Source organism: Sedimentibacter sp. LTW-03 (assembly GCF_052059825.1).
Lineage (GTDB): Bacteria > Bacillota > Clostridia > Tissierellales > Sedimentibacteraceae > Sedimentibacter.
In genome coordinates this window covers 2,514,024-2,536,790 of the sequence record NZ_CP197180.1, presented here as the reverse complement: position 1 = coordinate 2,536,790, position 22,767 = coordinate 2,514,024, and the positions used below count along the sequence as shown (strand labels likewise).

Genomic DNA, 22,767 nt, shown 5'->3' with positions numbered 1-22,767 from the left:
TCATTTAAATGAGACAGATAGTTAAAAAAGGGTGATGAAATTGGAATACAATCAGGAAATAGTAATAAGAAGACTTGTTATTAAGTCGTATCACATAACAGAGGTTGAAGCTAACGATGAATTTTTAATAAATAACAGAACTCTTGCTATTCAGAACAATTACTTTAATAAGATAATTGATAATAATGAATATGTGGAAAAAATTGATGTTCATGTTATAAAACCAGGTGAGCATAATAGATTTGTCAATAGCATTATGGATATTATCCCAATATCAACTAAAGTGCTTGGAGTGATAGGAGAAGGAATAACCCACACTTTAACAGGAGTGTATGTTATGATGACCGGCGCTGATAAAAATGGTGTACAAATGGCTGAATTTGGATCCTCAGAAGGTATTTTGAAAGAAAAATTATTTCTTGGAAAAGCAGGAACTCCTGGAGAGAACGATTATATAATTCATGTTGATATAACATTTAAAGAAGGGTTAATGTCAAACAGAATGTATCCAACGGAGGGACACAGGCTATGCGATTCTTTTATACAAGAAATAAGAAATATATTAAAAAAAATACCTGCGCAAGAATTTAATGAAAAGTATGAATACTTCGACAAAATTAGGCCTGGTAAAAAGAGAGTAGCTATTGTCAAGCAAATAGCGGGGCAGGGAACTATGTACGACAACCAGTTATTCAGCGAAGAACCTTCAGGATTTGCCGGTGGGAAATCCATAATTGACATGAAAAATCTCCCTATTGTTCTTAGCCCTAATGAATATAGGGACGGAGCACTGAGAGCAATGGTATAAGGAGGTGTTTTTATGGGTATAGGACCATCGACTAAAGAGACGACACTTCATCATTTTAGAGATCCTTTACTGGAAATTGCTTCATCTGATGATGATTTAGATGTTGTAGGAGTAGTACTTGTGGGAACTCCGCAAGATAATGAGTATAAAAATTTTGTAGGTAAAAGAACTGCTGCGTGGCTGGAAGCAATGAGGGTTGATGGAGCTATCATATCCTGTGACGGATGGGGAAACAGCCATGTGGATTATGCTAACACTATTGAAGAGATAGGGAAACGTAATATCCCTTTGGTAGGTATGGCATTTATAGGAACTCAGGCACAATTTGTTGTTACAAATAAGTATATGGATACTATTGTGGATATAAATAAGTCTGAAGAAGGAATAGAAACAGAAAATGTCGGAGAAAATAATGCAAGTAAGATTGATGCGAAAAAAGCTGTTGCATTGTTAAAATTAAAAATGCGGAGAGGGCGTAAGTAGAAAATTTAGCATACAAATCAACGTTAAAATTTTAACAACAACACAATTTAAGTGAGGGAGGTAATTCTATGAAATTTTCTAGAAGTATAGTGGCTATAGATTCTCATACTATGGGAGAACCTACAAGAGTAATTGTAGGAGGTGTACCATCAATAAAAGGTGCAACTATGCCGGAAAAGAAAAAATATTTAGAAGATCACATGGACTATATTAGAACATCAATTATGCACGAACCGAGAGGGCATAATGATATGTTCGGATCTATTATTACACAGCCAACATCTGATAAAGCGGATATCGGTATTATCTTTATGGATGGGGGAGGATACCTGAATATGTGCGGTCATGGTTCCATAGGAGCTGCGACGGTTGTTGTTGAAAATGGAATGGTTCCTATGGTTGAGCCTGTAACAGAAATAAATTTGGAAGCTCCGGCCGGCATAGTGAAAGCAAAAGTTTTCGTAGAATGCGGTAAAGTAAAAGAAGTATCTATAACTAATGTACCGGCTTTTCTCTATAAGAGAGATGTAAAAATAAATGTTCCTGAAATTGGAGAAATTATATTAGATATTTCATTTGGAGGAAGCTTTTTTGCAATATTAAATGCAAAGCAGCTTGGTCTCGAGATTATACCTGCTAATGCAGATAAGTTGAAAAATATTGGAATGGTTATTCGCGACGTCGTTAATAAGGAGATTAAGGTACAACATCCTACTCTTCCGCATATCAACACAGTTGACTTGGTGGAAATATATGACGAGCCGACTAATCCAGAAGCAACATATAAGAATGTAGTTGTGTTTGGTGACGGACAAGTAGATCGATCGCCATGCGGAACGGGAACATCAGCGAAAATGGCCACATTGTATGCAAAAGGTAAGCTAAAACTGGGTGAACCATTTGTGTATGAAAGCATAATAGGGACGTTGTTCAGAGGCAGAGTTCTAGAAACAACTAAAGTAGGGGATCTAGATGCAATAGTTCCGGAAATTACAGGCAGTGCTTATATTACAGGATACAGTAACTACGTCATAGATGACAGTGACCCAGTAAGGCATGGATTTATGCTACAGTAAAGTATTATTGTTAATTAAAATTAAAAACCAAAAAATTATGGAGGATTGTTTATGGTAAGTATATTACTCAGTGTCTTAGGACTGTTTACATTAGCATTTCTAGTTGTATTTTTAAAAGACTTTTTTGCAAATAAGAATAATCTTGAGGAAGAAACAAACTGGTTGAAGTCAGGCATAATTGGGCTTCTAACAAATTTCTTTGACACTCTGGGAATAGGAAGTTTTGCTCCTACGACAGCTTTGCTGAGAACATTTAAACAAATAAAAGATAGAGTAATTCCGGGAACTTTAAATGTTTCTTGTACAGTACCGGTTGTAATCGAAGCGTTTGCGTTTATAACTGTAGTTAAGGTAGAACCGATAACTTTGACATCGATGTTGGTAGCTGCTGTACTGGGTTCGGTACTTGGTGCAGGATATGTTTCTAAGATGCCGGAAAAGAAAATACAGCTTATCATGGGAGTTGCATTGCTTGCAACAGCATTCTTGATGTTTTCTAAGCAGTTGGGATGGATTGCAGGATTAGGAACAGGAACTGAAATTGGACTTACAGGAGCCAAATTAATTGCAGCAGTAGTCGGCAACTTCATACTGGGTGCATTAATGACGGCAGGAATAGGACTTTATGCTCCGTGCATGGCTTTAGTTTATATACTTGGAATGTCTCCGGCTGTTGCTTTCCCTGTTATGATGGGTTCTTGCGCATTCTTAATGCCAGTAGCTTCTATTAAGTTTGTAAAAGAAGGGGCGTACAACAGAAAGGTATCATTAGCAATTACTATAGGCGGTATAATAGGTGTATTATTAGCTGTATTTGTATTCACTTCACTGCCATTGGATGTGTTAACTTGGCTTGTAATTGCAGTAGTAACATACACAGGTATAACTTTGTTGAAAGCTTCAATGAAAGAGGTAGCGATAGAAGCTGCTGAAACAAACAATAAACCAATTCAATAACTTTAATTGATACAGCCGATAATTGGCAGGTTGAATTGAGCGATCAGTCTGTCAATTATCGGCTAATATTCAAACTTAATTAGCTTAAATATTCATACATTGGAGCAACTATTGATTATACGCAGTTCACGTCTATAGAAACAATTATGTTTACGGAAAATGTGTTTTATCCGTTTTTTGCGAGTTATATATGCAATTTCGCACACTAAGCCAATAATACACCTATTATACTAAAACTTGCTTTTAAAAAAGAATTACTCCTAATGCGATGAAGATTATGCAATTTTCTTGATTCATCAACACAAACATATGCCGTGACAAGCACATGTTTATTTTTTATACAAGGGGAAATTATTTACCGCAGCATTTTTTATATTTTTTTCCGGAGCCGCACGGGCACGGATCATTTCTTCCAATCTTGGTTTCTGCAATTACTTGCTTTGATCTGTTGAAGTCTTTTTTTATTTTTTTCCTTTTATCATCATCAAATATATTGCTCCACTCATTCATTCCATAAAGCCATTCCGCTTTTGCGTCATGCATATTCCACAAAAGTTTTTCCCAATCTAGCTCTGCTTTTAACACCGACTCTTCTGTTAATGAATCTAAGTCAAGACCTTCCTTGAAGCTTGTGTTTGCACCGTCAAGAAATCCTATATATTCCATACTGGTCATATCGTTATGTTTTGATAAATCAACTACTTTCCCCTCAATTACAGGGCTTTTAGATTCAAGTATTTTTCTGTAGCATTCAGCTTCTTTAGCCATGTAATCCTTGAAAAAATTTTGGTATTCTTCCTGTGTTTTAATATTCTTTAAAGCTTCATTCCATTCTGTATATAAACTCATTTTTGCCTCCAAATAATTTACTATCGTTATTTTAACAGCAAAATAATAAAATATCAAGACAAAAAATGCCGCAGAATGTGCGGCATTTTTGCTATTATTTTTGTTTAAGCAGATCTCTTATTTCTGTTAAAAGTTCCTCTTGGTAGTCTATATTGATTTAACATACTAATGAAGGAATTATCAATTTTTATATTTTAATCCATTGTTTGTTATTCCAAGTTCAAAGCTGTCATCATATGAAATGTAGCGTACATTGTTTTCTATTACCGTATTTTCTTTGTCTCCTTTGTAAACGACAAATACCTGATTATTCTCAGATGCTGCTTCAAGTATTTCTTTTAAAATTTTCACTTCCCGCGCATCATAAATTGTATCAAGATTAGCATTCATAGTAAGCACGAGCACCTTATCTTCATAATTTACAAAGCTCTTTATATTGTTCCACATAGTTGTATTGCTTGAGCTCATCGTTGCATTGGAAATTATGCCGTCAAAGTATATAATTTCGCCATTTCCGGACAAAATTTCTTTCTTATCAGGTGAAACAACCAATTTTTCAGAGTAGTCGGATATTTCATCAGACTTCATGTGATCCACAAATTCAGTTTCTTCTTTCAAGCCAAGCTGTTTATCCTTAGGCTCATACATGATTCTTAAATTATCGATATATATTGTTCCTGTATCTTTTCTTGTTTCATTTATTTCTGCAAGATAAATATTTTTCAGTGTTACCGGATATGCAGTTCCTTCGGGTATTTGTGCCTCTACCCATTTCCACCCTGTCCAGTCAACTTCATCTGCAAATGTGAGTTTTATCTGATTGTTATAAACGTCTGTAATTCTTGTTCGGAGCCAATGGTTTTTACCGTCTCCATAAACCCACATGCCAATTGCTTTAGGTTTGTCTTCAAGTTTAATTCCTTCGCCATCTTCACCGAATTCCACGAATGCTATGCTTTGGTCAGTCATTTCCGTAAAGTCATAGTCCAGCTTTAATGATTTAGAACCTTCCTTGACAAAATCTTCGGATATAGACATGTTTCCGGATGAATTATCAGGGTATAGTGTGAGTTTAAGGTTATCAAGCTCTTCAAATCTATTAAGAGTCTTATATCTGTAGCCAACCTTGACTTGTATATGTTTAATTGCATTTCCAAAGCTTGCTGTAACAGCACCAGTATTGCTTACATCTCCGGCAGTAAAAATGCCGTTTTCAACTTTGCCGACCCTGTTTCTGTAAGAATAAGAAATATATTCAGCAGGTATGTATGCAGAATTTCCATCATCATCAATACCCAGGATTTCTCCTATTTCGTAAGTATCTCCAAGTCCAAGAACTATGGAATCATTGCTGAATTTTAATGCAACAGGTTCAGCAAGGACATCTATTTCAACCTGGCCTTCAGCATCTCCCGACAATGCTGTAATAACAACTTTTCCGGCTTTTGAGGGATAGAAAATATTGTTTTCTATTTTACCTGCATTAGTTGGAGAAATGCTATACTTTACTTCTTTGTTAGTTACTTCAATTTGCGTGTAGTATTCATTAAAAAATTTAAGATCTAATGATACTTCTGTATTATTAAAAACCATATTTTGATAAGGCGTTATTTCAATGCTGCCTACATTGTCGCTGTCAGGTGAATTATTAAATACGGCTACACCTGAGGCTATTTTTCTTTCTCGTCCGTCAGATGGAATATTAACAACTGTAACGTTTGAATTTCTTAAAAAGTCAACGCCCATGGTGGTAGACCCTCCACCATCCATATTAACAGCGTCGTAAGCGCCTAGCCCTAACATTATTTCAGCAAGTTCTGTCTGCTTAACTCCTACGTAATTTTTATTTCTGCCGTCTATTGTTACCATAATCATTTCTGTATTATCTTTGTTGAACCCTATTGCTGTTCTTGGATGCGCTCCTAGTACCTCGTCGCTTATTTCATTGACCATACCATCTTTAACGAGGTAGTTCAGTGCACCGAAGGCAAAATCTACATTGTCAGGACTAAAATCAAGTTCTATATTTAGGGATACAGGCTGTCCCGGTACAAAGGATTTCAGCATTTGTTCCATGGCTACTGAGTTGCAGCTTGCAATAACATAACCATCTTTGGGGATTATTGTTGAGATCTGATTCTTTCGAATTTCAGAGACCATATTATCAATTACAATAACTTCAACAATATCTTTTTTTCCGTCGTATCCTGGAGACATTTTGTTCCAATCAGTTGTAAGAATTGTTGCTGCCCAGTCCAATGAAGATGTTTTATTGAATGCTGTAACATCAAATACGGTGCTGTCAGAACCATACAATGTTATTTTAGGATTCCATACAGATATATCCATACTTTCATTATCCAAGAGTTTGGAAACTGTAGGGTATCCGTAGCTGTACGGAAGAGGAGATGTTATCAGCTTTCCATCTTTAATTAATGGACCGTAGGTATATGTAGGATCGCCCATGTAGAAAAAGTCACCATTAACTGCCGCTGTTGCGCCTGATGATTTAATCATACTGCTCAAAGGTGAGCGGGTTCCTACACCGTTTTCTCCTGTTATAGGTTTAATTTCTGTATATTCATCTGTCAAATCAGCTCTTACCACGTTTATGTTCATCCAGCCAGCGGAGGTGTATCTTTCGATTTTTTCATATGTAATACCTGTTGATAGCCTTGTTTGTTCTGACAGGTCAGATACTGTATACAGGCTGCCGTAGGCGTATGAACTCAATAAAATTGCAAGAGCAACCGAGAAAGCTGCTATTTTTTTAATAAACAAATAAATCATTCCTTTCTGTTTAATTTTCATACCTCATTATAACACAAAAAATGGACAACCATTATTAAATTACTATTAATAAGGTTGTAATTTTTAGTAATAGTGGATATGTTTATAATTAATTAGACGTATGTTATCATGCTTTGTTCCGCCTTTCATAGCAAATAATTAAATAAATTTTATGCAGCAAAAATTATTTAGACATGTATTGACAACAAGAAATTGATATGTTATGATTATGCAAAATAAATCCTTATCAAGAGTGGTGGAGGGACGAGGCCCAATGAAACCCGGCAGCCTGATTATTCAAGGTGCTAATTCCCGCGGATTTCCGAAAGATGAGGCATATTTACAGAGACAAAGACCTCTTCTGCGGAAGAGATTTTTTTTTGGCAAAACAAAAAATGCATTGTTTAAAAGAATGCGTAGTTAATTGAAATAAGTTTTGAAATTTATTTGATTTGAAAAATGGATAATACAAAGAAAGGAAATATAATATGAAGAAATGGTTATTTACATCTGAATCAGTTACTGAAGGACACCCGGATAAAATGTGTGATCAGATTTCAGATGCGATTTTGGATGCGATTTTAGAAAAAGATCCTAATGGAAGAGTTGCCTGTGAAACAATTACTAAAACAGGATTTGTTCTTGTAGCGGGAGAAATAAGCACAAACTGCTACATTGATATACCTAAAATAGTTAGAGATACTATTAAGGATATAGGTTATGACAATGCTGAATATGGCTTTGATTACAAGACATGTGCCGTGTTTACATCAATTGAAGAGCAGTCTCAGGATATAGCAATGGGCGTTGATGCTGCTGATGAATATAAAAAAGATGACAAGGATACAAATGATATGATTGGCGCAGGAGACCAAGGAATGATGTTTGGTTTTGCGTGCAATGAAACTCCAGAAATGATGCCTATGCCAATTTATCTTGCACACAAGCTTTCAAGGAAACTGACTGAGGTAAGGAAAAACAAAACAATAAATTATCTGAGACCGGACGGTAAGACTCAGGTTACTGTTGAGTACCAGGACAACAAACCTGTAAGAATAGATACAATTGTTATATCAACTCAACATAACCCTGAGGTTGACAGAAAAACAATTGAAAAAGACTTAATTGACCAAGTAATTAAAACTACTGTCCCTGCTGAGTTACTGGATGATGAGACTAAGTATTTTATCAACCCTACCGGAAGATTTGTAATAGGCGGGCCTCAGGGAGACTCAGGATTAACAGGACGAAAAATCATAGTTGATACTTACGGCGGATACTCAAGACACGGCGGAGGGGCATTTTCCGGAAAAGATTCCACAAAAGTTGACCGATCCGCAGCATATGCAGCAAGATATATTGCTAAAAATATTGTTGCAGCCGGACTGGCAGAAAAATGTGAAGTTGAGCTTGCATATGCCATAGGTGTTGCAAAACCGGTATCGATAATGGTTGATACATTTGGAACTAATAAAATCGATGAAGAAAAGATTCAGCAGGCTGTTTCGGAAAATTTTGATTTAAGACCGGCAGCGATAATTGAATACTTTAATTTGAGAAGACCTATGTACAAACAGATAGCTGCTTACGGGCATTTTGGAAGAGATGATTTAGATCTTCCTTGGGAAAAGACAGATAAAAAAGAAGTGCTGAAAAAATATTTATAATTTTGAAAAAGAGTAGATAGTCACTATTTACTCTTTTTTGTATAATATGCTTAAAAAACGAGGAGTATACAATGTTTGACAGAGGCTCGGGAATACTTATGCCCATAAGTTCTATTCCTTCAAAATTTGGAATAGGAACATTTGGGAAAGAAGCATACAATTATATAGACTTTTTGTGTGAGTCAGGACAGAGATACTGGCAGCTTCTGCCTTTAGGACCTGTTTCATATGGAGATTCTCCATATTCTCCATTTTCAATATATGCAGGAAATCCATACTATATTGACTTGGAGCTTTTGATTGAAGAGGGAATATTGTCGTTAAAAGATTGCGAGATACTAGATTCTGACGATGGATATGTGAATTATGATAAACAGTTTAAACTAAGGTATAACGTATTATACAAGGCGTATGAAAATTCGAAGTGCTATAAAAATGAAGTTCGCATGTTTTGTCAAAATAATAAATGGGTTTTGGATTATTCGATGTTTATGGCACTAAAATACCGCTTCAATCAAATGCCATGGAAAGAGTGGGGAAAGGGCATATTCGACAGAAATGAAAATTTCTTGGAAGAATACAGGATGCTTCTTAGTGATCAAATCGAATTTTGGAGCTTTCTTCAGTGCGTATTTTACCGTCAGTACCATAAACTAAAGAAATATGCCAATAAAAATGGAATCAGAATAATAGGAGACATGCCCATATATGTTTCGGAGGACAGCGTTGAAGCTTGGGCTGAAAGAGAATTATTCGTAAGGGATGACAATAACAATTTGTCTTTGGAAGCAGGTGTCCCGCCGGATATTTTTTCGGAAACCGGTCAGCTTTGGGGAAATCCTGTTTATAACTGGGGATATTTAAAAGAAAATTCCTATAAATGGTGGATAAACAGATTAAATTGGTCGGTAAAATTATATGATGCTGTTAGAGTAGACCATTTCAGGGGATTTGATGAGTTCTGGGCAGTAAAGGCAGGGTCTGAAGATGCAGTTAACGGCAAATGGTATCCTGCAGAAGGGAGAGAAATGTTTGAGCTTGCGGTAAGTAATATAAAGGGTTTAAACATAATAGCCGAAGATTTAGGTGTTATTACCGATTCAGTGATAGAATTAAAAAATAAGTTAAATTTCCCGGGAATGAAGGTGCTTCAGTTCGCCTTTGACGGCAATCCTGACAATCCGCATCTTCCATATAATTACGAGGAAAACTCTGTGGCCTATACAGGAACTCATGACAACGATACATTAAAGGGCTGGCTTGTGAAGCTGAATGATGAAACTAAGTCCTGCGTGTTAAAAAGTATGAATTTAGGTGAAAAGCTTTCTATAAACGAGATCGTTGAGGGCTTAATAAAAAAAGTAATGTGCAGCAAAGCAAATCTTGCTGTGATACCCATGCAGGATTATTTGCTTCTGGACTCAAGCGCAAGAATAAATACGCCATCGACTGTGGGAGGAAACTGGATGTGGAGAGCTAAAAAAGAGGACTTTACTCCGGAACTGGCAAAAAAGATTAAATCATTGACTGAAATCAGCGGACGTTTTAAAGAGGCTATTGCAATTACAATAACCTCTTATTAATTATATCAATATTAAAAACTTGTTGCTGTCTAAATCGAAACTGTTATTGCTTATTTTTAATAAATAATCTTTTTTAGGACTACTAAAATTTAAAGTTATTGTTTTGTCGGACAGATTTGTGGCAATTATGATATTTTTATTTTTGTCATATCTTTCAAATATAAATACACCTTCATCATGTGTGAGACACTTATATTTGCCTTCATCAAACACGCTGTATTTTCTTAGTTGAGAAAGCATTTTATAATGATTTAATATTTCATTATTTTCATGGCCCCACGGAAAGCATCGCCTGTTGAAAGGGTCTTCAAAACCTTCAACGCCAGCCTCGTCACCGTAATATATGCATGGGATTCCGGGAAGTGTAAATTGAAGCAGGCTTGCTATTTTAAGAAGAGCAGTGCCTTTTTTTAATTCTTCAATGCTCAATTTATATTCTGCCTTTTTATGTTTGCTTTCAGGAATTTCGGTGCAACCTAAGACAGTTAGAATTCTTACTGTATCATGAGTGCCGAGAATATTCATCAGGCAGTTGACGGTCTGCGGAGGATATTTTTCAATTATAAAACCCATAGTTCTGTTAAGCATTTCGCAGTCTTTATTTTCTATATATTTAATTATTGCACTTCTAAGAGGGTAGTTTGTAACAGAGTCAAGTTGCTCCCCGCAAAAGTATTCTTTTAATTTTCCATATGAAAATTTATCAGTTGCATCTTCCCATACTTCTCCTGCTATAAAGCTTTCGCTGTCTTTATTTTTTGATGCTATTCTTAATGCCTTCAAAAATTCATTGGGCAGTTCATCTGCAACGTCAAGCCTCCATCCCTTGACGCCTCTTTTTTGCCAATATTTCAAAACTCCGTTTTCTCCTGTTATGAAATCAATATAGCTTTTGCTTTCCTTATTTATTGTAGGCAATGTTTTTATGCCCCACCAACAGGCATAGTCATTATTCCAATTGTTGAACATGTACCAGTCAAAGTAGAAAGAGTTCTGGCTTTGATATGCACCTGTTGAGTTATAGTGCCCATATTTATTGAAATAAACACTGTCAACACCGGTGTGACTGAAAACACCGTCTAAAATTATGCTCATACCATAGTTTTTTGCTTCTGTTACAAGTTCTATAAATGATTGTTCATTCCCGAACATAGGATCAATGGAAAGATAATCTCCAACATCATATTTGTGATTTGAGTATGCTTCAAATACGGGAGACAGATATATTGCGGTTATGCCCAGTTCCGAAAGGTAAGGAAGTTTTGCTTTTATTCCCTCCAGATTCCCTCCGAAGTAGTCATTATTTTTTATTTCACCTTCTATGGGAAGGTAATTAGGTATTCCTCCCCAGTCATCCCTGATAATTATGTCACTGTCTTTACTGAGTGTATAGCTTCTGTAAAAACGGTCAACAAAAATATGGTAGATGATACCACCTTTAATCCAGTTAGGTGTTGTAAAGTTTTTATTATAAACCAGCAGTTCATAATTAGGGGATAAATTACTTTCGTCAAAAATAAAATAATAGAAATAGCTGCCTGCCTCATTTATTGCAAATGAGGCTTCATATAAATCATGAGATTTTTCTGTTCCTACCCATTTCATTGGAATTTCTTTGTACAAATTACAGTTGTAATCATTTCGCTTATCTATTCTCATTATAGGAGTACCGTATTTTTTCTTTACATACACTTTTAATGTAAGAGGCTTATCTTCTTTTACTCCGCCTTGAGGACTTCGGAAAAATTCAGATTGACTATCAAATATAAACATAGCTTCTCCTATCTTGTAAACAAAGGATGCAATTGTCAGGCATCCTTTGTTTATATGTTATTAATATTAATCATTAATGGTTTTAAGATTCCAGATTTTATCTGCATATTCTTTTATTGATCTGTCAGAGGAAAATACACCAGCGCAGGCAATATTCATCAGAGACATTTGATTCCATTTCCTTTTGTCGTTGAAATACAAAAGGGATGCTTTTTTATGAACATCCATATAGCTGTCATAGTCAGCAAAGCACATGTACGGATCGCCTACCTGTGGTCCGCCTATGAGATATTTGCTTATGGATTCGAACGATTTACCGGAAATACCTTTGTTTAGAAAATCAATTATTTTTCTAAGTTTAATGTTCTTTTGATAATATACAATTGAAGAGTAGCCTTTTTTCCAAAGATTCTCAACCTCATAATCTCTCATTCCGAACAAGAAAAAGTTCTCTTCTCCTACTTGATTTATTATTTCAACATTTGCTCCGTCGTATGTGCCTATTGTAACAGCGCCGTTTAGCATGAACTTCATATTGCCTGTGCCGCTTGCTTCTTTACCGGCGAGAGAAATTTGTTCACTTAACTCACCGGCAGGAATGATAAGTTCAGCAAGAGATACTGAATAGTTTTCTAAAAATACAACATCTATATATTTTTTTATAAAGGTGTTTTTATTTATATATTCGCTAAGGGCATATATGAGTTTTATTGTTTCTTTTGCTCTAAAGTAGCCTGGCGCAGCTTTTGCAGCAAATATAAATGTTTCCGGAACTATGCCTTCAGTATTGCCGTCATTTATATCTATTATAAGGCTTATAATCCGAAGTGCATTTAAAAGCTGCCTCTTGTATTCATGAAGCCTTTTGGCTTGTATATCAAATATTGAATCAATATTGAGCGCAATATGTTCATTTTTCATTACATATTCAGCAAGTCTTTTCTTATTGTTGTATTTGATATTATCTAATTTTTCTAGAACAGAATCGTCTTCGTAGTATTTTTTCAAGTCGTATAAATTTTCAGCGTGAAACGAATAACCGGGGCCTATTAAGTTATCAAGAAGCTTCTTAAGCTGCGGGTTTGCCTGATTCAGCCATCTTCTATGTGCTATTCCGTTTGTTATACTCATAAATTTATTTGGACTGTAATCATAAAAATTTTTGAAAACCGTACGCTTAAGTATTTCAGTATGAAGGCTTGCAACGCCGTTTACTGTATGACTTCCCACTATGCATAGGTTGGCCATGTTAATTCTGTCATAGCTGAAAATTGACATTTGAACAGCTCTGTTCCAGTCTCCGTTGTATTTTCTCTTTGCTTCATCAAGAAACCTTTTGTTTATCTCGGCAATAATCATATGGATTCTGGGAAGCTTTGCTTTTACAATATTCACATCAAATGTTTCAAGGGCTTCCGTAAGAACTGTATGATTGGTGTATGAAACTGTATTTGTTACAATATCCCAAGATTTTTCCCATGAATAATTATATTCATCCATAAAAATACGCATGAGCTCCGGTATTATGAGAGCAGGGTGTGTATCATTAATGTGAATTGCACATTTTTCGCTGAAATTATCAAAGTTCGAATATTTGCTGAAGTGATTTCTGACAATATCTTGAGCTGATGCAGAAACAAGGAAATATTGTTGTTTAAGCCTTAAAATTTTGCCTTCACTATGATTATCTGAAGGATACAAAACCTTGGATATTGCTTCTGCCATTGAATCCTCTGACAACGCCCGTATATAATCTCCCTGGGAAAACAGATTCATATCAATTGAATTAAGGCTTCGTGATTCCCATAATCTCAACAGACTGACTCCTTCACTGTCAGATCCGGAAATGAACATATCATAAGGGATTGCTTCAATTTCAGTAGGATACAAGTAATTAATTTTCAGTCCATTTTCAGTCCATACTTCTTGTACGGTTCCGTCAAATTTAACCGTGACACGCTCTTCTGTCTTAGGGACAAGCCAGGCATCTGATGTAGTAAGCCAATCATCCGGAAGTTCTGTCTGCCAGCCGTCAATAATTTTTTGCTTAAAAAGACCAAATTCATACTTTATAGAATAACCCGTTGCCGGATAATTCAGAGTAGCAAGGGAATCCATAAAACATGCTGCAAGTCTTCCAAGCCCTCCGTTACCTAAACCGGGGTCCTTTTCAATATCATATAGCTCTTGTAAGGTGACATTATACTTTTTAAGGGCTTCTTCAGCTTCTTTTTCAATATGCAAATTATGCAGGCTGTTTTTCATAGATTTCCCAAGCAGAAACTCCATGCACATATAGTAAACCTGTTTTTTCCCTTTTTTGTTTGCACTATTAATAAATTTATTTCTTTTATTGAGAAGAATATCTCTAATAACAACACAAACGGCTCTGTATACCTGGTTTGAATTCGCATTTTTGGGTTCTATATTCCAATAGCGTGAAATTTCTTCATCTATTAGGACATTTATGAGTTTTGAATTCATATTTTCAAACATTATTTAGCTCCTACATTAAGTCTTTGTACATATCATAGTATTTTTCGGCGGATTTTGTCCAGCTGAAATCCATATTCATAACTGTTTTCACAAGTTTTGTAAAATCATCTTTGTTTTCATAAACCTTTAGTGCTCTTTTTACGGTGTTTTCCAAGGCATCAGAAGTTTGCTCATAGAATGTAAATCCATTTCCTGATCCCAAGCTGCAGTCTTTTATGGAATCCTTAAGTCCGCCGGTTTCTCTTACGATTGGTACCGTGCCGTAGCGGGATGCAATCATTTGGGCAATTCCGCAAGGCTCGCTTATTGAAGGCATAAGAAGGAAATCTGAGCCTGCATATAATTTTTTTGCAAGATCCGGATTAAAATCAATCCTAACAGCTATTTTGTCATGATATATTTCCTGAAGCGATTTAAAACGAAGTTCATATCTTCTGTCGCCTTTTCCTAAAATTATAAACTGAACCTTTTCTTTCAGTAAATTTTCTATGCTATTTATTATGAGGTCAAATCCCTTGTGCTTGACAAGCCTTGAAATTATTCCTATAACAGGGATTTCTTTATCTTGTGGAAGGTTTGCCATAATTTGAAGATTAATTTTATTAGAATATTTATTTTCAATATTACTTTCATTGTAATTTTCAAAAAGCGATGTATCTGTTTCCGGATTATAATAATCTGTATCTATCCCATTTAGTATACCTTTGACTTTTGAACTGTTTCTTTTTATTATAGAAGCAAGTCCGTGCGCGTAGTAATCGTCAAATATTTCTTTTGAATAGCTTTCGCTTACTGTGCTTATAATATCGCAGGTTTCCATGGCTCCTTTAAGCAGATTTATCGAGCCGTTAAATTCAACAATAGATTTTTCATTGCCATAAATTCCAAACACATCCTCTGCAATGGACATATCATATATTCCCTGATATTCAATGTTATGTATAGTAAAAACCGTACGTATATCCCTGTAATCCGCGGAAGTTGAGTAAATGGTTTTTAAATAAACAGAAATAAGAGATGTTTGCCAATCATTTAAATGAATCAGATCAGGGAAAAAATCAAGCATGGGAAGTATAAAAAGCACAGACTTAGAAAAAAACGCAAACCTTTCTCCGTCATCAAAGTGCCCATAGCATTCACTTCTTTTAAAGTAGTATTCATTATCGATAAAATAATATGTAATATTGTTTACTTCTTTTTTAAAAACTCCGCAATACTGCTGCCTCCATACAAGGGGGACTGTTGTTTTACCAACAAACTCAAATCCACTCCTGTCCCAAATTCCTTGATACAGCGGCAAAATTATTCTTATATCGATTGAATCACCATATTTTTTCTTTAAAGCCTTAGGCAGTGAACCTGCAACTTCTCCAAGACCTCCTGTAGCAATAAATGGGGCGGCTTCGGATGCCGCATATAGAATTTTCATCTTACTCATAGTTCCTCCTATACAACCGAGAATTTTTTTATAAAAAACGGACAGTTGGCATATCCCAGTAGAACTCTGTTATTTGTAACTTGAGCGTATGTATCTGTTATAATAGAGTCCAGACTTGCATTTTCCCCTATTACTCCATGCTGCATTATTATAGAGTTTTTGACTGAAGCGTTTTTACCTATTTTTACTCCACGGAAGATAATGCTGTTTTCAACAGTTCCCTCAATAACGCAGCCGCTTGCTATCAAAGAATTTTTGACATTTGCTCCCTGCATGTACTTTGTTGGTGCTGAATCCTTGGTTTTTGTATAAATAGGGCCGGTTTTAGAGTAAAACAGGCTCTGCAGATTTTCTTTTTTCAGCAAACCAAGGCTGTGGTCGTAGTAGCTTTGGAGTGAATCAATGTGAGCAAAATAACCATTATATTTATAACCATAGATTCTCAGCGAATGGACTTTCTTTGCAAGAACATCATAACTGAAATCTTTATAATTTCTGGCTATAGCATCATATATTATGGATTCCAGAAAATCCTTGTTCATTACCCAGGTGCTTAAACCAACATTATGAGTACCGCTTGTAACAGGATAAACCAGTATATCGTCAGCTCTTCCATCTTTGTCAAACTCATATATTATTTTATGAACGGAGCTGTTTTTTTCAATTTGAGTTGTTGTGTAAATTGCAGTTATATCCGAATTCTTTTCTTCATGGTAACGTATAACATCTTTGTAGTTAATATTGTATATCATGTCGCAGTCAGACATAACTACATACTTTTCTTTTGAAGAGGATATATAATCCAATACTCTTTTCAAAGCATCCAGTCTGCCTTGAAATAATCCGTGGTTTTCTCCCACAGCGTAAGGAGGAAATATCAGAATACCCCCTTTTTTTCTTGAAAGATCCCAGTCCTTTCCACTTCCAACATGTTCCATCAGCGATCGATAATTACTTTTTGTTATAATGCATATTTTATTCATTCCTGAATTGACCATATTTGATAAAGGAAAATCAATAAGCCTGTACCTTCCTCCGAAAGGTATGGCTGCAACGGAACGATGCGAAGCAAGTTCTGTCATGTTCCAGTCCTGCATATCTGAGAATATTATTCCTAAAGTATTCATACTAGACCTCCTGCATGTTGTTTATGATACTTTCTCTTGGTATTACAGTAATTTCAAGGCTTTCACCCCTTGGATATCCGATCTTTATATTGGGTCCGATAATTACTTCTTCATCTATAATTGAATTGTTTATAATTGAGTTATCTTTTATTTCAACGTCGGCCATTATAACAGAATCTTTTATTTTAGCGCCTTCTCCTATTCTTACACCTGAAAATATCACCGAATTTTCTACAGAACCAAATATTACAGCACCCTCTGAAACTATTGAATTTTTAACAGAAGAGTTTCCGCTTATGTATTGAGGGGGCCTTTCGGCATGTCTTGAATAAATAACCCCGTCACCAGACAGGTTGAAGCCGTCATTTCCCAGTAAATCCATGTTGGCCTGCCATAATGAATCAATTGTACCTACATCTTTCCAATATCCTTTAAATTCGTAAGAGTACATTTTTTCGCCAGATTTAAGCATTAAAGGCATTACATCTTTTCCGAAATCTTTTGAAGAATCTGGATTTTTATCATCTGATTCAAGGTATTGCTTAAGTTTATTCCATGTAAACACGTAAATTCCCATGGAAGCTTTTGTGCTTTTGGGTTTTTTCGGTTTTTCCTCAAAGTTTGTGATTCTTCCGTCATCGTCTGAGCTTAATATGCCAAAGCGCGATGCTTCATTCAAAGGGACATCTATAACTGAAATTGTGCAATCCGCATTTTTCTCTTTGTGGTACTTTATCATTAGAGAATAGTCCATTTTGTATATGTGATCGCCTGAGAGAACAAGAACAAAATCCGGATCATATTGGTCTATGAAATTCATGTTCTGATAAATAGCATTTGCTGTTCCCGAGTACCATTCAGAATCACCGACTCTTTGATAAGGAGGAAGTATTTGAATACCTCCGTTCATCCTATCAAGATCCCAGGACTTTCCGTCGCCGATGTAGGAGTTTAATTTAAGAGGCTGATACTGTGTCAGTACACCTATAGTATCAAGCCCTGAATTTACGCAGTTGGACAAGGGAAAATCTATTATTCTATACTTGCCCCCGAAGGGTACAGATGGTTTTGCTATTTTTTGAGTAAGTGTTCCAAGCCTGCTTCCCTGTCCACCTGCCAGAAGCATGACAACACATTCCTTTTTAAATGATTTCATATATTCTACCTCCCATTTTATTCATATTGTATATTTCATCTTTTTTTAAGAAAATTATCGACAAAGGCGGCAGTTTTATGGAAATGTGTGAATCAAAGCCGTGCATACCGCCTTCAGATGAAGTAATTTTAGCGCGGTTTCCTGTTCCAGTTCCTCCGAATTCTGAAGCATTACTGTTAAATATTTCTGTATATGTTCCATGTTCTGCTCCTACCATGTAGTCACTTCTTTCAACTGGTGAAAAATTAATTACGGCAATCAATTCATTTCCTTTTTTATTAATTCTTTTAAATGCAATGATGTTTTGTTCGTAGTCGTCATTAGAAATCCATTTAAAGCCGTCCCATGAATAATCTATTTCCCATAGCTCGGAATGATTAAGATAAAATTCATTTAAGACTTTAATATATATGTTCAATTTATTGTGATATTCATAATTTTTCATAAACCATTCCACTTCTTTGTTATGATTCCATTCAGTAAATTGTCCGATTTCATATCCCATAAAATTTAATTCTTTCCCCGGATGTGCAGCCATAAAGCCCAGAAGAACTCTTACATTTGCAAATTTTTCCTCATAGGAGCCTGGCATTTTATTAAGTATTGATTTTTTCCCGTGGACGACCTCATCATGAGATAGTGGAAGGATGAAGTTTTCACTGAAAGCGTAATGGAGGGAGAATGTAATGTTTTTATGTTTGTATTTCCTGAAAAATGGATCGGTTTCCATATATTCTAAAATATCATTCATCCATCCCATATTCCATTTGAAGTTGAATCCGAGACCTCCAAGATACGGAGGTTTTGTAACCATAGGCCATGCAGTTGATTCTTCCGCAATCATCATTGTGTCAGGATGAAGTTTTAAAACCGTTTCATTAAGGTTTTTTAAAAAAGCTATTGCTTCTAGATTTTCATTTCCTCCATATTTATTTGGAATCCATTCGCCTTCTTTTTTGTCGTAATTTAGATATAACATTGAGCTTACGGCATCTACTCTTAAGCCGTCAATATGATACTCTTCAATCCAAAAAATTGCATTAGATATTAAAAAAGAGCAAACTTCCGGTTTTCCGTAATCGAATTTGTGAGTTCCCCAACCTTTGTTTTCTCTGATCCAAGCATCGTTATATTCATACAGGCAGCTGCCGTCAAACATGTACAAACCGTGGGCATCCTTGGGGAAATGGGCAGGAACCCAGTCAAGGATGACGCCTATTCCATTTTGGTGACATTTATCAATTAAAAATTTATAATCCTCAGGGTTGCCAAGTCGTTTTGTAGGTGCATAGTATCCTGATATCTGGTATCCCCAGGATCCGTCAAAGGGATGCTCCATTAGGGGCATCAATTCAATATGAGTGAAGTTATGTTCTTTAACATGTTTGATAAGAGGCTGGACAATTTCTTTGCATGTAAGAAGACTTCCGTCATCTCTGCGTTTCCATGAAGACAGATTCAGCTCATATATATTTAAAGGTTTTTCATATATGTTTATTGATTTTTTATATGTTTGCCATCTGTCATCATTCCAGTTGTAATTATCTGTGGGATAAACTATAGATGCGGTGTCCTGTTTCGTCTGAGATGAGAATGCGTATGGGTCGGACTTATATGTTTCTATTCCTTCTCTGGTTGTTATTAGGTACTTGTAGAGATTGCCGGAATTTAAGAGGGGTATGTATAGTTCCCAAATACCGCTGCTTTTAATTTTATTCATTTTGTGCCGTTCTTCTTTTTGCCAGTTGTTAAAATCACCTACAACATGTACTGCTTTTGCTTTCGGTGCCCACACCCTGAAGGTGGCGCCGGATCCGTTATCTGCAATATGTGAGCCTAAAAACTTATATGAATAGTAGTTTGTGCCCTGATGAAATAGATATATTGGAAGTTCATGGGTATTTTTCATAATACTCTCCGCTAAAATTAGTTAAGACACTATATATTATAAGTATACCACTATAATACCAAAACAAAACTAAAAATAATGTAAAAAAAGTTGTTATGCAATTTCGGCTCAGATTACCTATGTCCTCTTTGGCATATAAATAAAAAATCTTTTTGTACACATGCAGATACAAAAGAAATTTGTTAAATAGACCCTCCATTATACCACCAGACTTTTGAGATGTGATAAAATTGGTACGATGGAGGTAATGATATATGAATACATATAAAACTTCGGAAGTTGCAAAGATTATCGGAATACACCCGAATACAGTCCGCTTTTACGAAAAATGGGGCCTGATACCAAAAGCAGAGCGTAAATCTAATGGTTACAGGGTGTTTACGGATTTTCATATAGAACAGCTTAGACTTGCCAGAATCGCTTTTAAGACAGAGGTTCTTCAGAGCGGTCTGAGAAAAAAGATTGTGGAAACAGTTAAAGTTTCTGCAAGTGGGGATTTTGACAAGGCCCTAATTTTGGCAAGTGAGTATTTGAGCCAGATACACGATGAACAAAAAAAGGCTGAGGAAGCAATTGACATAGCAAAGCAGGTTTTAGGTGGCAAGGCAGCAGCGAATAATCTTTGCTTAAAACGGAAAGAAGTTTCGGAGCATCTAAATATTTCTATGGATACACTCCGAAATTGGGAGCTTAATGGTTTACTTCGGATAAAACGTAAGCAAAACGGATACCGTTTTTACACAGGAGAAGATGTAAAACGATTGAAAATAATAAGGACGCTTCGGTGCGCTAATTATTCATTAGAAGCGATTTTGCGTATGCTTAATGCACTTTCGGACAACCCGCAGGCGAACATAAAACAAGTGCTTAATACGCCCAAAGATGATACGGACATCATTTCTGCCTGCGACAGGCTTATTGTATCCTTACAGATAGCTGCAAAAAATGCGGAAATAATGGTGGATATTCTTATGGATATTAAAAGAAGATTTTCTTAACCCTACATCTTAACACCAACCTTCTTTGAACTGATAAGGTAGTAAGACGACAACAGAAAAAGGAGGATTAAAGATGGATGAAATTATCAGTGTAAGGCGGCTTTCAAAATCGTATGGCAAGCTGGCGGCAATTCAAAATTTGGATTTGTCGGTAAAGCAAGGAACGGTTTTTGGGCTGCTTGGTGCGAATGGTGCAGGAAAAAGCACAACTATTGAATGTATCTTAGGCACAAAGAAGCCCGATTCAGGGGAAATTTCCATTTTGGGAATGAGTCCGCTTCGGCAACGAAAACAAATTTTTGAAGATGTCGGAGTACAGTTTCAAGAAGCAAATTACCAAGATAAGGTGACGGTATCAGAATTGTGCGAGGTAACACAATCACTTTATAAGAGTGCAGCAGACTATCGAGAGCTGTTAAAGCAATTTGGTATTTTCGATAATGCAAAAAATTTGGTCAAAGAGCTTTCGGGAGGACAACGGCAAAAGTTATTTATAGTTTTGGCTCTTATACCCAATCCGAAGATTGTTTTCTTAGACGAGCTGACAACAGGGCTTGATGCAAAAGCCAGGCGGGAGGTATGGAAAATCTTATTTGACCTCAAAAGAAAAGGATTGACAATCTTCTTGACCTCTCATTTTATGGAAGAGGTAGAAGTGTTATGCGATACCATTTGCATACTCAAAAAAGGAAAAGCTGCCTTTTACGGGACAGTGAAAGAAGCTGTTGCAGGCAGCCCCTTTGATAAATTTGAAAATGCTTATTTATGGTACTCTGATGATGAGGTAACTGACTATGAGAACATTTAGGACAATGCTTAAAAATGAGTTGAAGCTCTCCTTGCGGGGCATGGATATGATCATCTTTGCTATCTGTATGCCACTTGTGGTTTTGATTATACTTGGTATTATTTATGGTAATAAACCCGCTTTTGATGGTGCGGAATACACTTTTCTGGAACAATCTTTTGGAGCCTTAACTACTATTGCCATTTGTGCAGGTGGTGTAATGGGTCTGCCTTTAGTGGTATCCGATTACCGAATCAGAAAAATATTGAAGCGTTTTAAGGTAACACCTGTCAGCCCTGCGATAATTTTGGCAGTGCATGTTGTGATATACATGATTTACTCGGTTGTTTCTTTGGTATTGCTTTATGCTGTTTCGGCTATCTTTTTCGGTTTTCAAATGGGCGGTTCTTTGCTGGTTTTTCTTGGCGGTTATATGTTGGTAATGCTGTCAATGTTCAGCATTGGTATGATGGTTGGCGGGATTTCCCCAAACTCTCAAATAGCAAGCGCTATTGCAAGTTTGCTATATTTCCCAATGCTTATTTTTTCTGGAGCAACTGTGCCGTATGAGGTGATGCCGAGTGCACTACAAAAGGCAGCCGATATTTTACCTCTGACACAGGGCATAAAAATTTTGAAAGCCGCATCTTTAGGGCTTACAATTGAAAGCGTGTTCATTCCTGTTATAGTTATGTTGGTATTCGCTACTGTTTGCATTGGTGTGTCGCTTCGGTTTTTTAAATGGGAATAATGAATTAAGAAGAGTGGATTTTTTATGCCCTGTCTGCGGTAGTAAGACTTGCAACCAAATCAGAGATCAGACACTTCAGATGCAGCAAAAAACGGTATAGCCACAAAGACTATACCGTT

17 protein-coding genes and 1 riboswitch are annotated in these 22,767 nt (G+C 36.0%); of the genes, 9 read left to right on the top strand and 8 right to left on the bottom strand.

The features are described 5' to 3' along the window. Positions 1-34: 34 nt before the first annotated feature. From prdD to ACS3UD_RS12485, 4 genes are all read left to right on the top strand, one after another. Positions 35-808: a proline reductase cluster protein PrdD gene (prdD, locus tag ACS3UD_RS12500; RefSeq protein WP_308139300.1), complete on the top strand. Its 774-nt coding sequence runs from the start codon at positions 35-37 to the stop codon at positions 806-808. Positions 809-820: 12 nt separating this feature from the next. Then, on the top strand, positions 821-1,291 hold the full coding sequence (locus tag ACS3UD_RS12495) for a glycine/sarcosine/betaine reductase component B subunit (RefSeq protein ID WP_213926081.1): 471 nt from the start codon (positions 821-823) through the stop codon (positions 1,289-1,291). Positions 1,292-1,359: 68 nt separating this feature from the next. Then, positions 1,360-2,367, top strand: a complete 1,008-nt coding sequence (locus ACS3UD_RS12490) for a proline racemase (RefSeq protein WP_308139301.1) — start codon at positions 1,360-1,362, stop codon at positions 2,365-2,367. Between the two features lie 51 nt (positions 2,368-2,418). After that, the gene (locus ACS3UD_RS12485; RefSeq protein ID WP_308139302.1) at positions 2,419-3,324 is read left to right on the top strand and encodes a sulfite exporter TauE/SafE family protein; all 906 of its coding nucleotides are present in this window, start codon (positions 2,419-2,421) and stop codon (positions 3,322-3,324) included. Between the two features lie 351 nt (positions 3,325-3,675). On the opposite strand, the gene ACS3UD_RS12480 is transcribed toward ACS3UD_RS12485, so the two are convergent. Together ACS3UD_RS12480 and ACS3UD_RS12475 are read right to left on the bottom strand one after the other, a co-directional pair. Beyond that, a complete protein-coding gene (locus ACS3UD_RS12480; RefSeq protein WP_308139303.1) occupies positions 3,676-4,173 on the bottom strand; it encodes an SEC-C metal-binding domain-containing protein in 498 nt (165 codons plus the stop codon). A 180-nt stretch (positions 4,174-4,353) separates the two neighbouring features. Next, on the bottom strand, positions 4,354-6,984 hold the full coding sequence (locus ACS3UD_RS12475) for a phosphodiester glycosidase family protein (RefSeq protein ID WP_308139304.1): 2,631 nt from the start codon (positions 6,982-6,984) through the stop codon (positions 4,354-4,356). A 220-nt stretch (positions 6,985-7,204) separates the two neighbouring features. Continuing rightward, positions 7,205-7,299, top strand: a riboswitch (SAM riboswitch). 152 nt (positions 7,300-7,451) lie between these two features. Between ACS3UD_RS12475 and metK the strand changes: the two genes are divergently transcribed. Further along, on the top strand, positions 7,452-8,630 hold the full coding sequence (metK, locus tag ACS3UD_RS12470; protein ID WP_308139305.1) for a methionine adenosyltransferase: 1,179 nt from the start codon (positions 7,452-7,454) through the stop codon (positions 8,628-8,630). Positions 8,631-8,701: 71 nt separating this feature from the next. Further along, on the top strand, positions 8,702-10,213 hold the full coding sequence (gene malQ, locus ACS3UD_RS12465) for a 4-alpha-glucanotransferase (RefSeq protein ID WP_308139306.1): 1,512 nt from the start codon (positions 8,702-8,704) through the stop codon (positions 10,211-10,213). Here malQ and ACS3UD_RS12460 read toward each other — a convergent pair whose 3' ends face one another. The 6 genes from ACS3UD_RS12460 to glgB all read right to left on the bottom strand — a co-directional run bounded on the left by ACS3UD_RS12460 (position 10,214) and on the right by glgB (position 20,112). Further along, positions 10,214-11,986: a glycoside hydrolase family 13 protein gene (locus ACS3UD_RS12460; protein ID WP_308139307.1), complete on the bottom strand. Its 1,773-nt coding sequence runs from the start codon at positions 11,984-11,986 to the stop codon at positions 10,214-10,216. Positions 11,987-12,052: 66 nt separating this feature from the next. Then, a complete protein-coding gene (locus ACS3UD_RS12455) occupies positions 12,053-14,482 on the bottom strand; it encodes a glycogen/starch/alpha-glucan phosphorylase (RefSeq protein ID WP_308139308.1) in 2,430 nt (809 codons plus the stop codon). A gap of 10 nt (positions 14,483-14,492) precedes the next feature. After that, on the bottom strand, positions 14,493-15,920 hold the full coding sequence (locus ACS3UD_RS12450) for a glycogen synthase (protein WP_308139309.1): 1,428 nt from the start codon (positions 15,918-15,920) through the stop codon (positions 14,493-14,495). Between the two features lie 8 nt (positions 15,921-15,928). After that, positions 15,929-17,047: a glucose-1-phosphate adenylyltransferase subunit GlgD gene (gene glgD, locus ACS3UD_RS12445; protein WP_308139310.1), complete on the bottom strand. Its 1,119-nt coding sequence runs from the start codon at positions 17,045-17,047 to the stop codon at positions 15,929-15,931. A gap of 1 nt (position 17,048) precedes the next feature. Beyond that, positions 17,049-18,203, bottom strand: coding sequence for a glucose-1-phosphate adenylyltransferase (locus ACS3UD_RS12440; protein WP_308139311.1), 1,155 nt, complete (start codon positions 18,201-18,203; stop codon positions 17,049-17,051). Continuing rightward, positions 18,190-20,112: a 1,4-alpha-glucan branching protein GlgB gene (gene glgB, locus ACS3UD_RS12435; protein WP_308139312.1), complete on the bottom strand. Its 1,923-nt coding sequence runs from the start codon at positions 20,110-20,112 to the stop codon at positions 18,190-18,192. Before glgB ends, ACS3UD_RS12440 begins: the two co-directional genes overlap by 14 nt. A gap of 254 nt (positions 20,113-20,366) precedes the next feature. Between glgB and ACS3UD_RS12430 the strand changes: the two genes are divergently transcribed. The 3 genes from ACS3UD_RS12430 (at position 20,367) to ACS3UD_RS12420 (ending at position 22,648) form a co-directional block, all read left to right on the top strand. After that, a complete protein-coding gene (locus tag ACS3UD_RS12430; protein WP_308139313.1) occupies positions 20,367-21,110 on the top strand; it encodes a MerR family transcriptional regulator in 744 nt (247 codons plus the stop codon). A 73-nt stretch (positions 21,111-21,183) separates the two neighbouring features. Further along, on the top strand, positions 21,184-21,918 hold the full coding sequence (locus ACS3UD_RS12425; RefSeq protein WP_308139314.1) for an ABC transporter ATP-binding protein: 735 nt from the start codon (positions 21,184-21,186) through the stop codon (positions 21,916-21,918). Next, entirely contained in the window at positions 21,905-22,648 is a 744-nt protein-coding gene (locus ACS3UD_RS12420) for an ABC transporter permease (protein ID WP_308139315.1), read from the top strand. Before ACS3UD_RS12425 ends, ACS3UD_RS12420 begins: the two co-directional genes overlap by 14 nt. Positions 22,649-22,767 lie beyond the last annotated feature (119 nt).

Coding starts and splice junctions, on each gene's coding strand:
- malQ (WP_308139306.1), top strand. CDS start 8,702: ATGTTTGACAGAGGCTCGGGAATACTTATGCCCATAAGTTCTATTCCT.
- ACS3UD_RS12440 (WP_308139311.1), bottom strand. CDS start 18,203: ATGAAATCATTTAAAAAGGAATGTGTTGTCATGCTTCTGGCAGGTGGA.
- ACS3UD_RS12480 (WP_308139303.1), bottom strand. CDS start 4,173: ATGAGTTTATATACAGAATGGAATGAAGCTTTAAAGAATATTAAAACA.
- glgD (WP_308139310.1), bottom strand. CDS start 17,047: ATGAATACTTTAGGAATAATATTCTCAGATATGCAGGACTGGAACATG.
- ACS3UD_RS12420 (WP_308139315.1), top strand. CDS start 21,905: ATGAGAACATTTAGGACAATGCTTAAAAATGAGTTGAAGCTCTCCTTG.
- prdD (WP_308139300.1), top strand. CDS start 35: ATGAAATTGGAATACAATCAGGAAATAGTAATAAGAAGACTTGTTATT.
- ACS3UD_RS12425 (WP_308139314.1), top strand. CDS start 21,184: ATGGATGAAATTATCAGTGTAAGGCGGCTTTCAAAATCGTATGGCAAG.
- metK (WP_308139305.1), top strand. CDS start 7,452: ATGAAGAAATGGTTATTTACATCTGAATCAGTTACTGAAGGACACCCG.
- ACS3UD_RS12450 (WP_308139309.1), bottom strand. CDS start 15,920: ATGAGTAAGATGAAAATTCTATATGCGGCATCCGAAGCCGCCCCATTT.
- ACS3UD_RS12460 (WP_308139307.1), bottom strand. CDS start 11,986: ATGTTTATATTTGATAGTCAATCTGAATTTTTCCGAAGTCCTCAAGGC.
- ACS3UD_RS12485 (WP_308139302.1), top strand. CDS start 2,419: ATGGTAAGTATATTACTCAGTGTCTTAGGACTGTTTACATTAGCATTT.
- ACS3UD_RS12490 (WP_308139301.1), top strand. CDS start 1,360: ATGAAATTTTCTAGAAGTATAGTGGCTATAGATTCTCATACTATGGGA.
- glgB (WP_308139312.1), bottom strand. CDS start 20,112: ATGAAAAATACCCATGAACTTCCAATATATCTATTTCATCAGGGCACA.
- ACS3UD_RS12430 (WP_308139313.1), top strand. CDS start 20,367: ATGAATACATATAAAACTTCGGAAGTTGCAAAGATTATCGGAATACAC.
- ACS3UD_RS12495 (WP_213926081.1), top strand. CDS start 821: ATGGGTATAGGACCATCGACTAAAGAGACGACACTTCATCATTTTAGA.
- ACS3UD_RS12455 (WP_308139308.1), bottom strand. CDS start 14,482: ATGTTTGAAAATATGAATTCAAAACTCATAAATGTCCTAATAGATGAA.
- ACS3UD_RS12475 (WP_308139304.1), bottom strand. CDS start 6,984: ATGAAAATTAAACAGAAAGGAATGATTTATTTGTTTATTAAAAAAATA.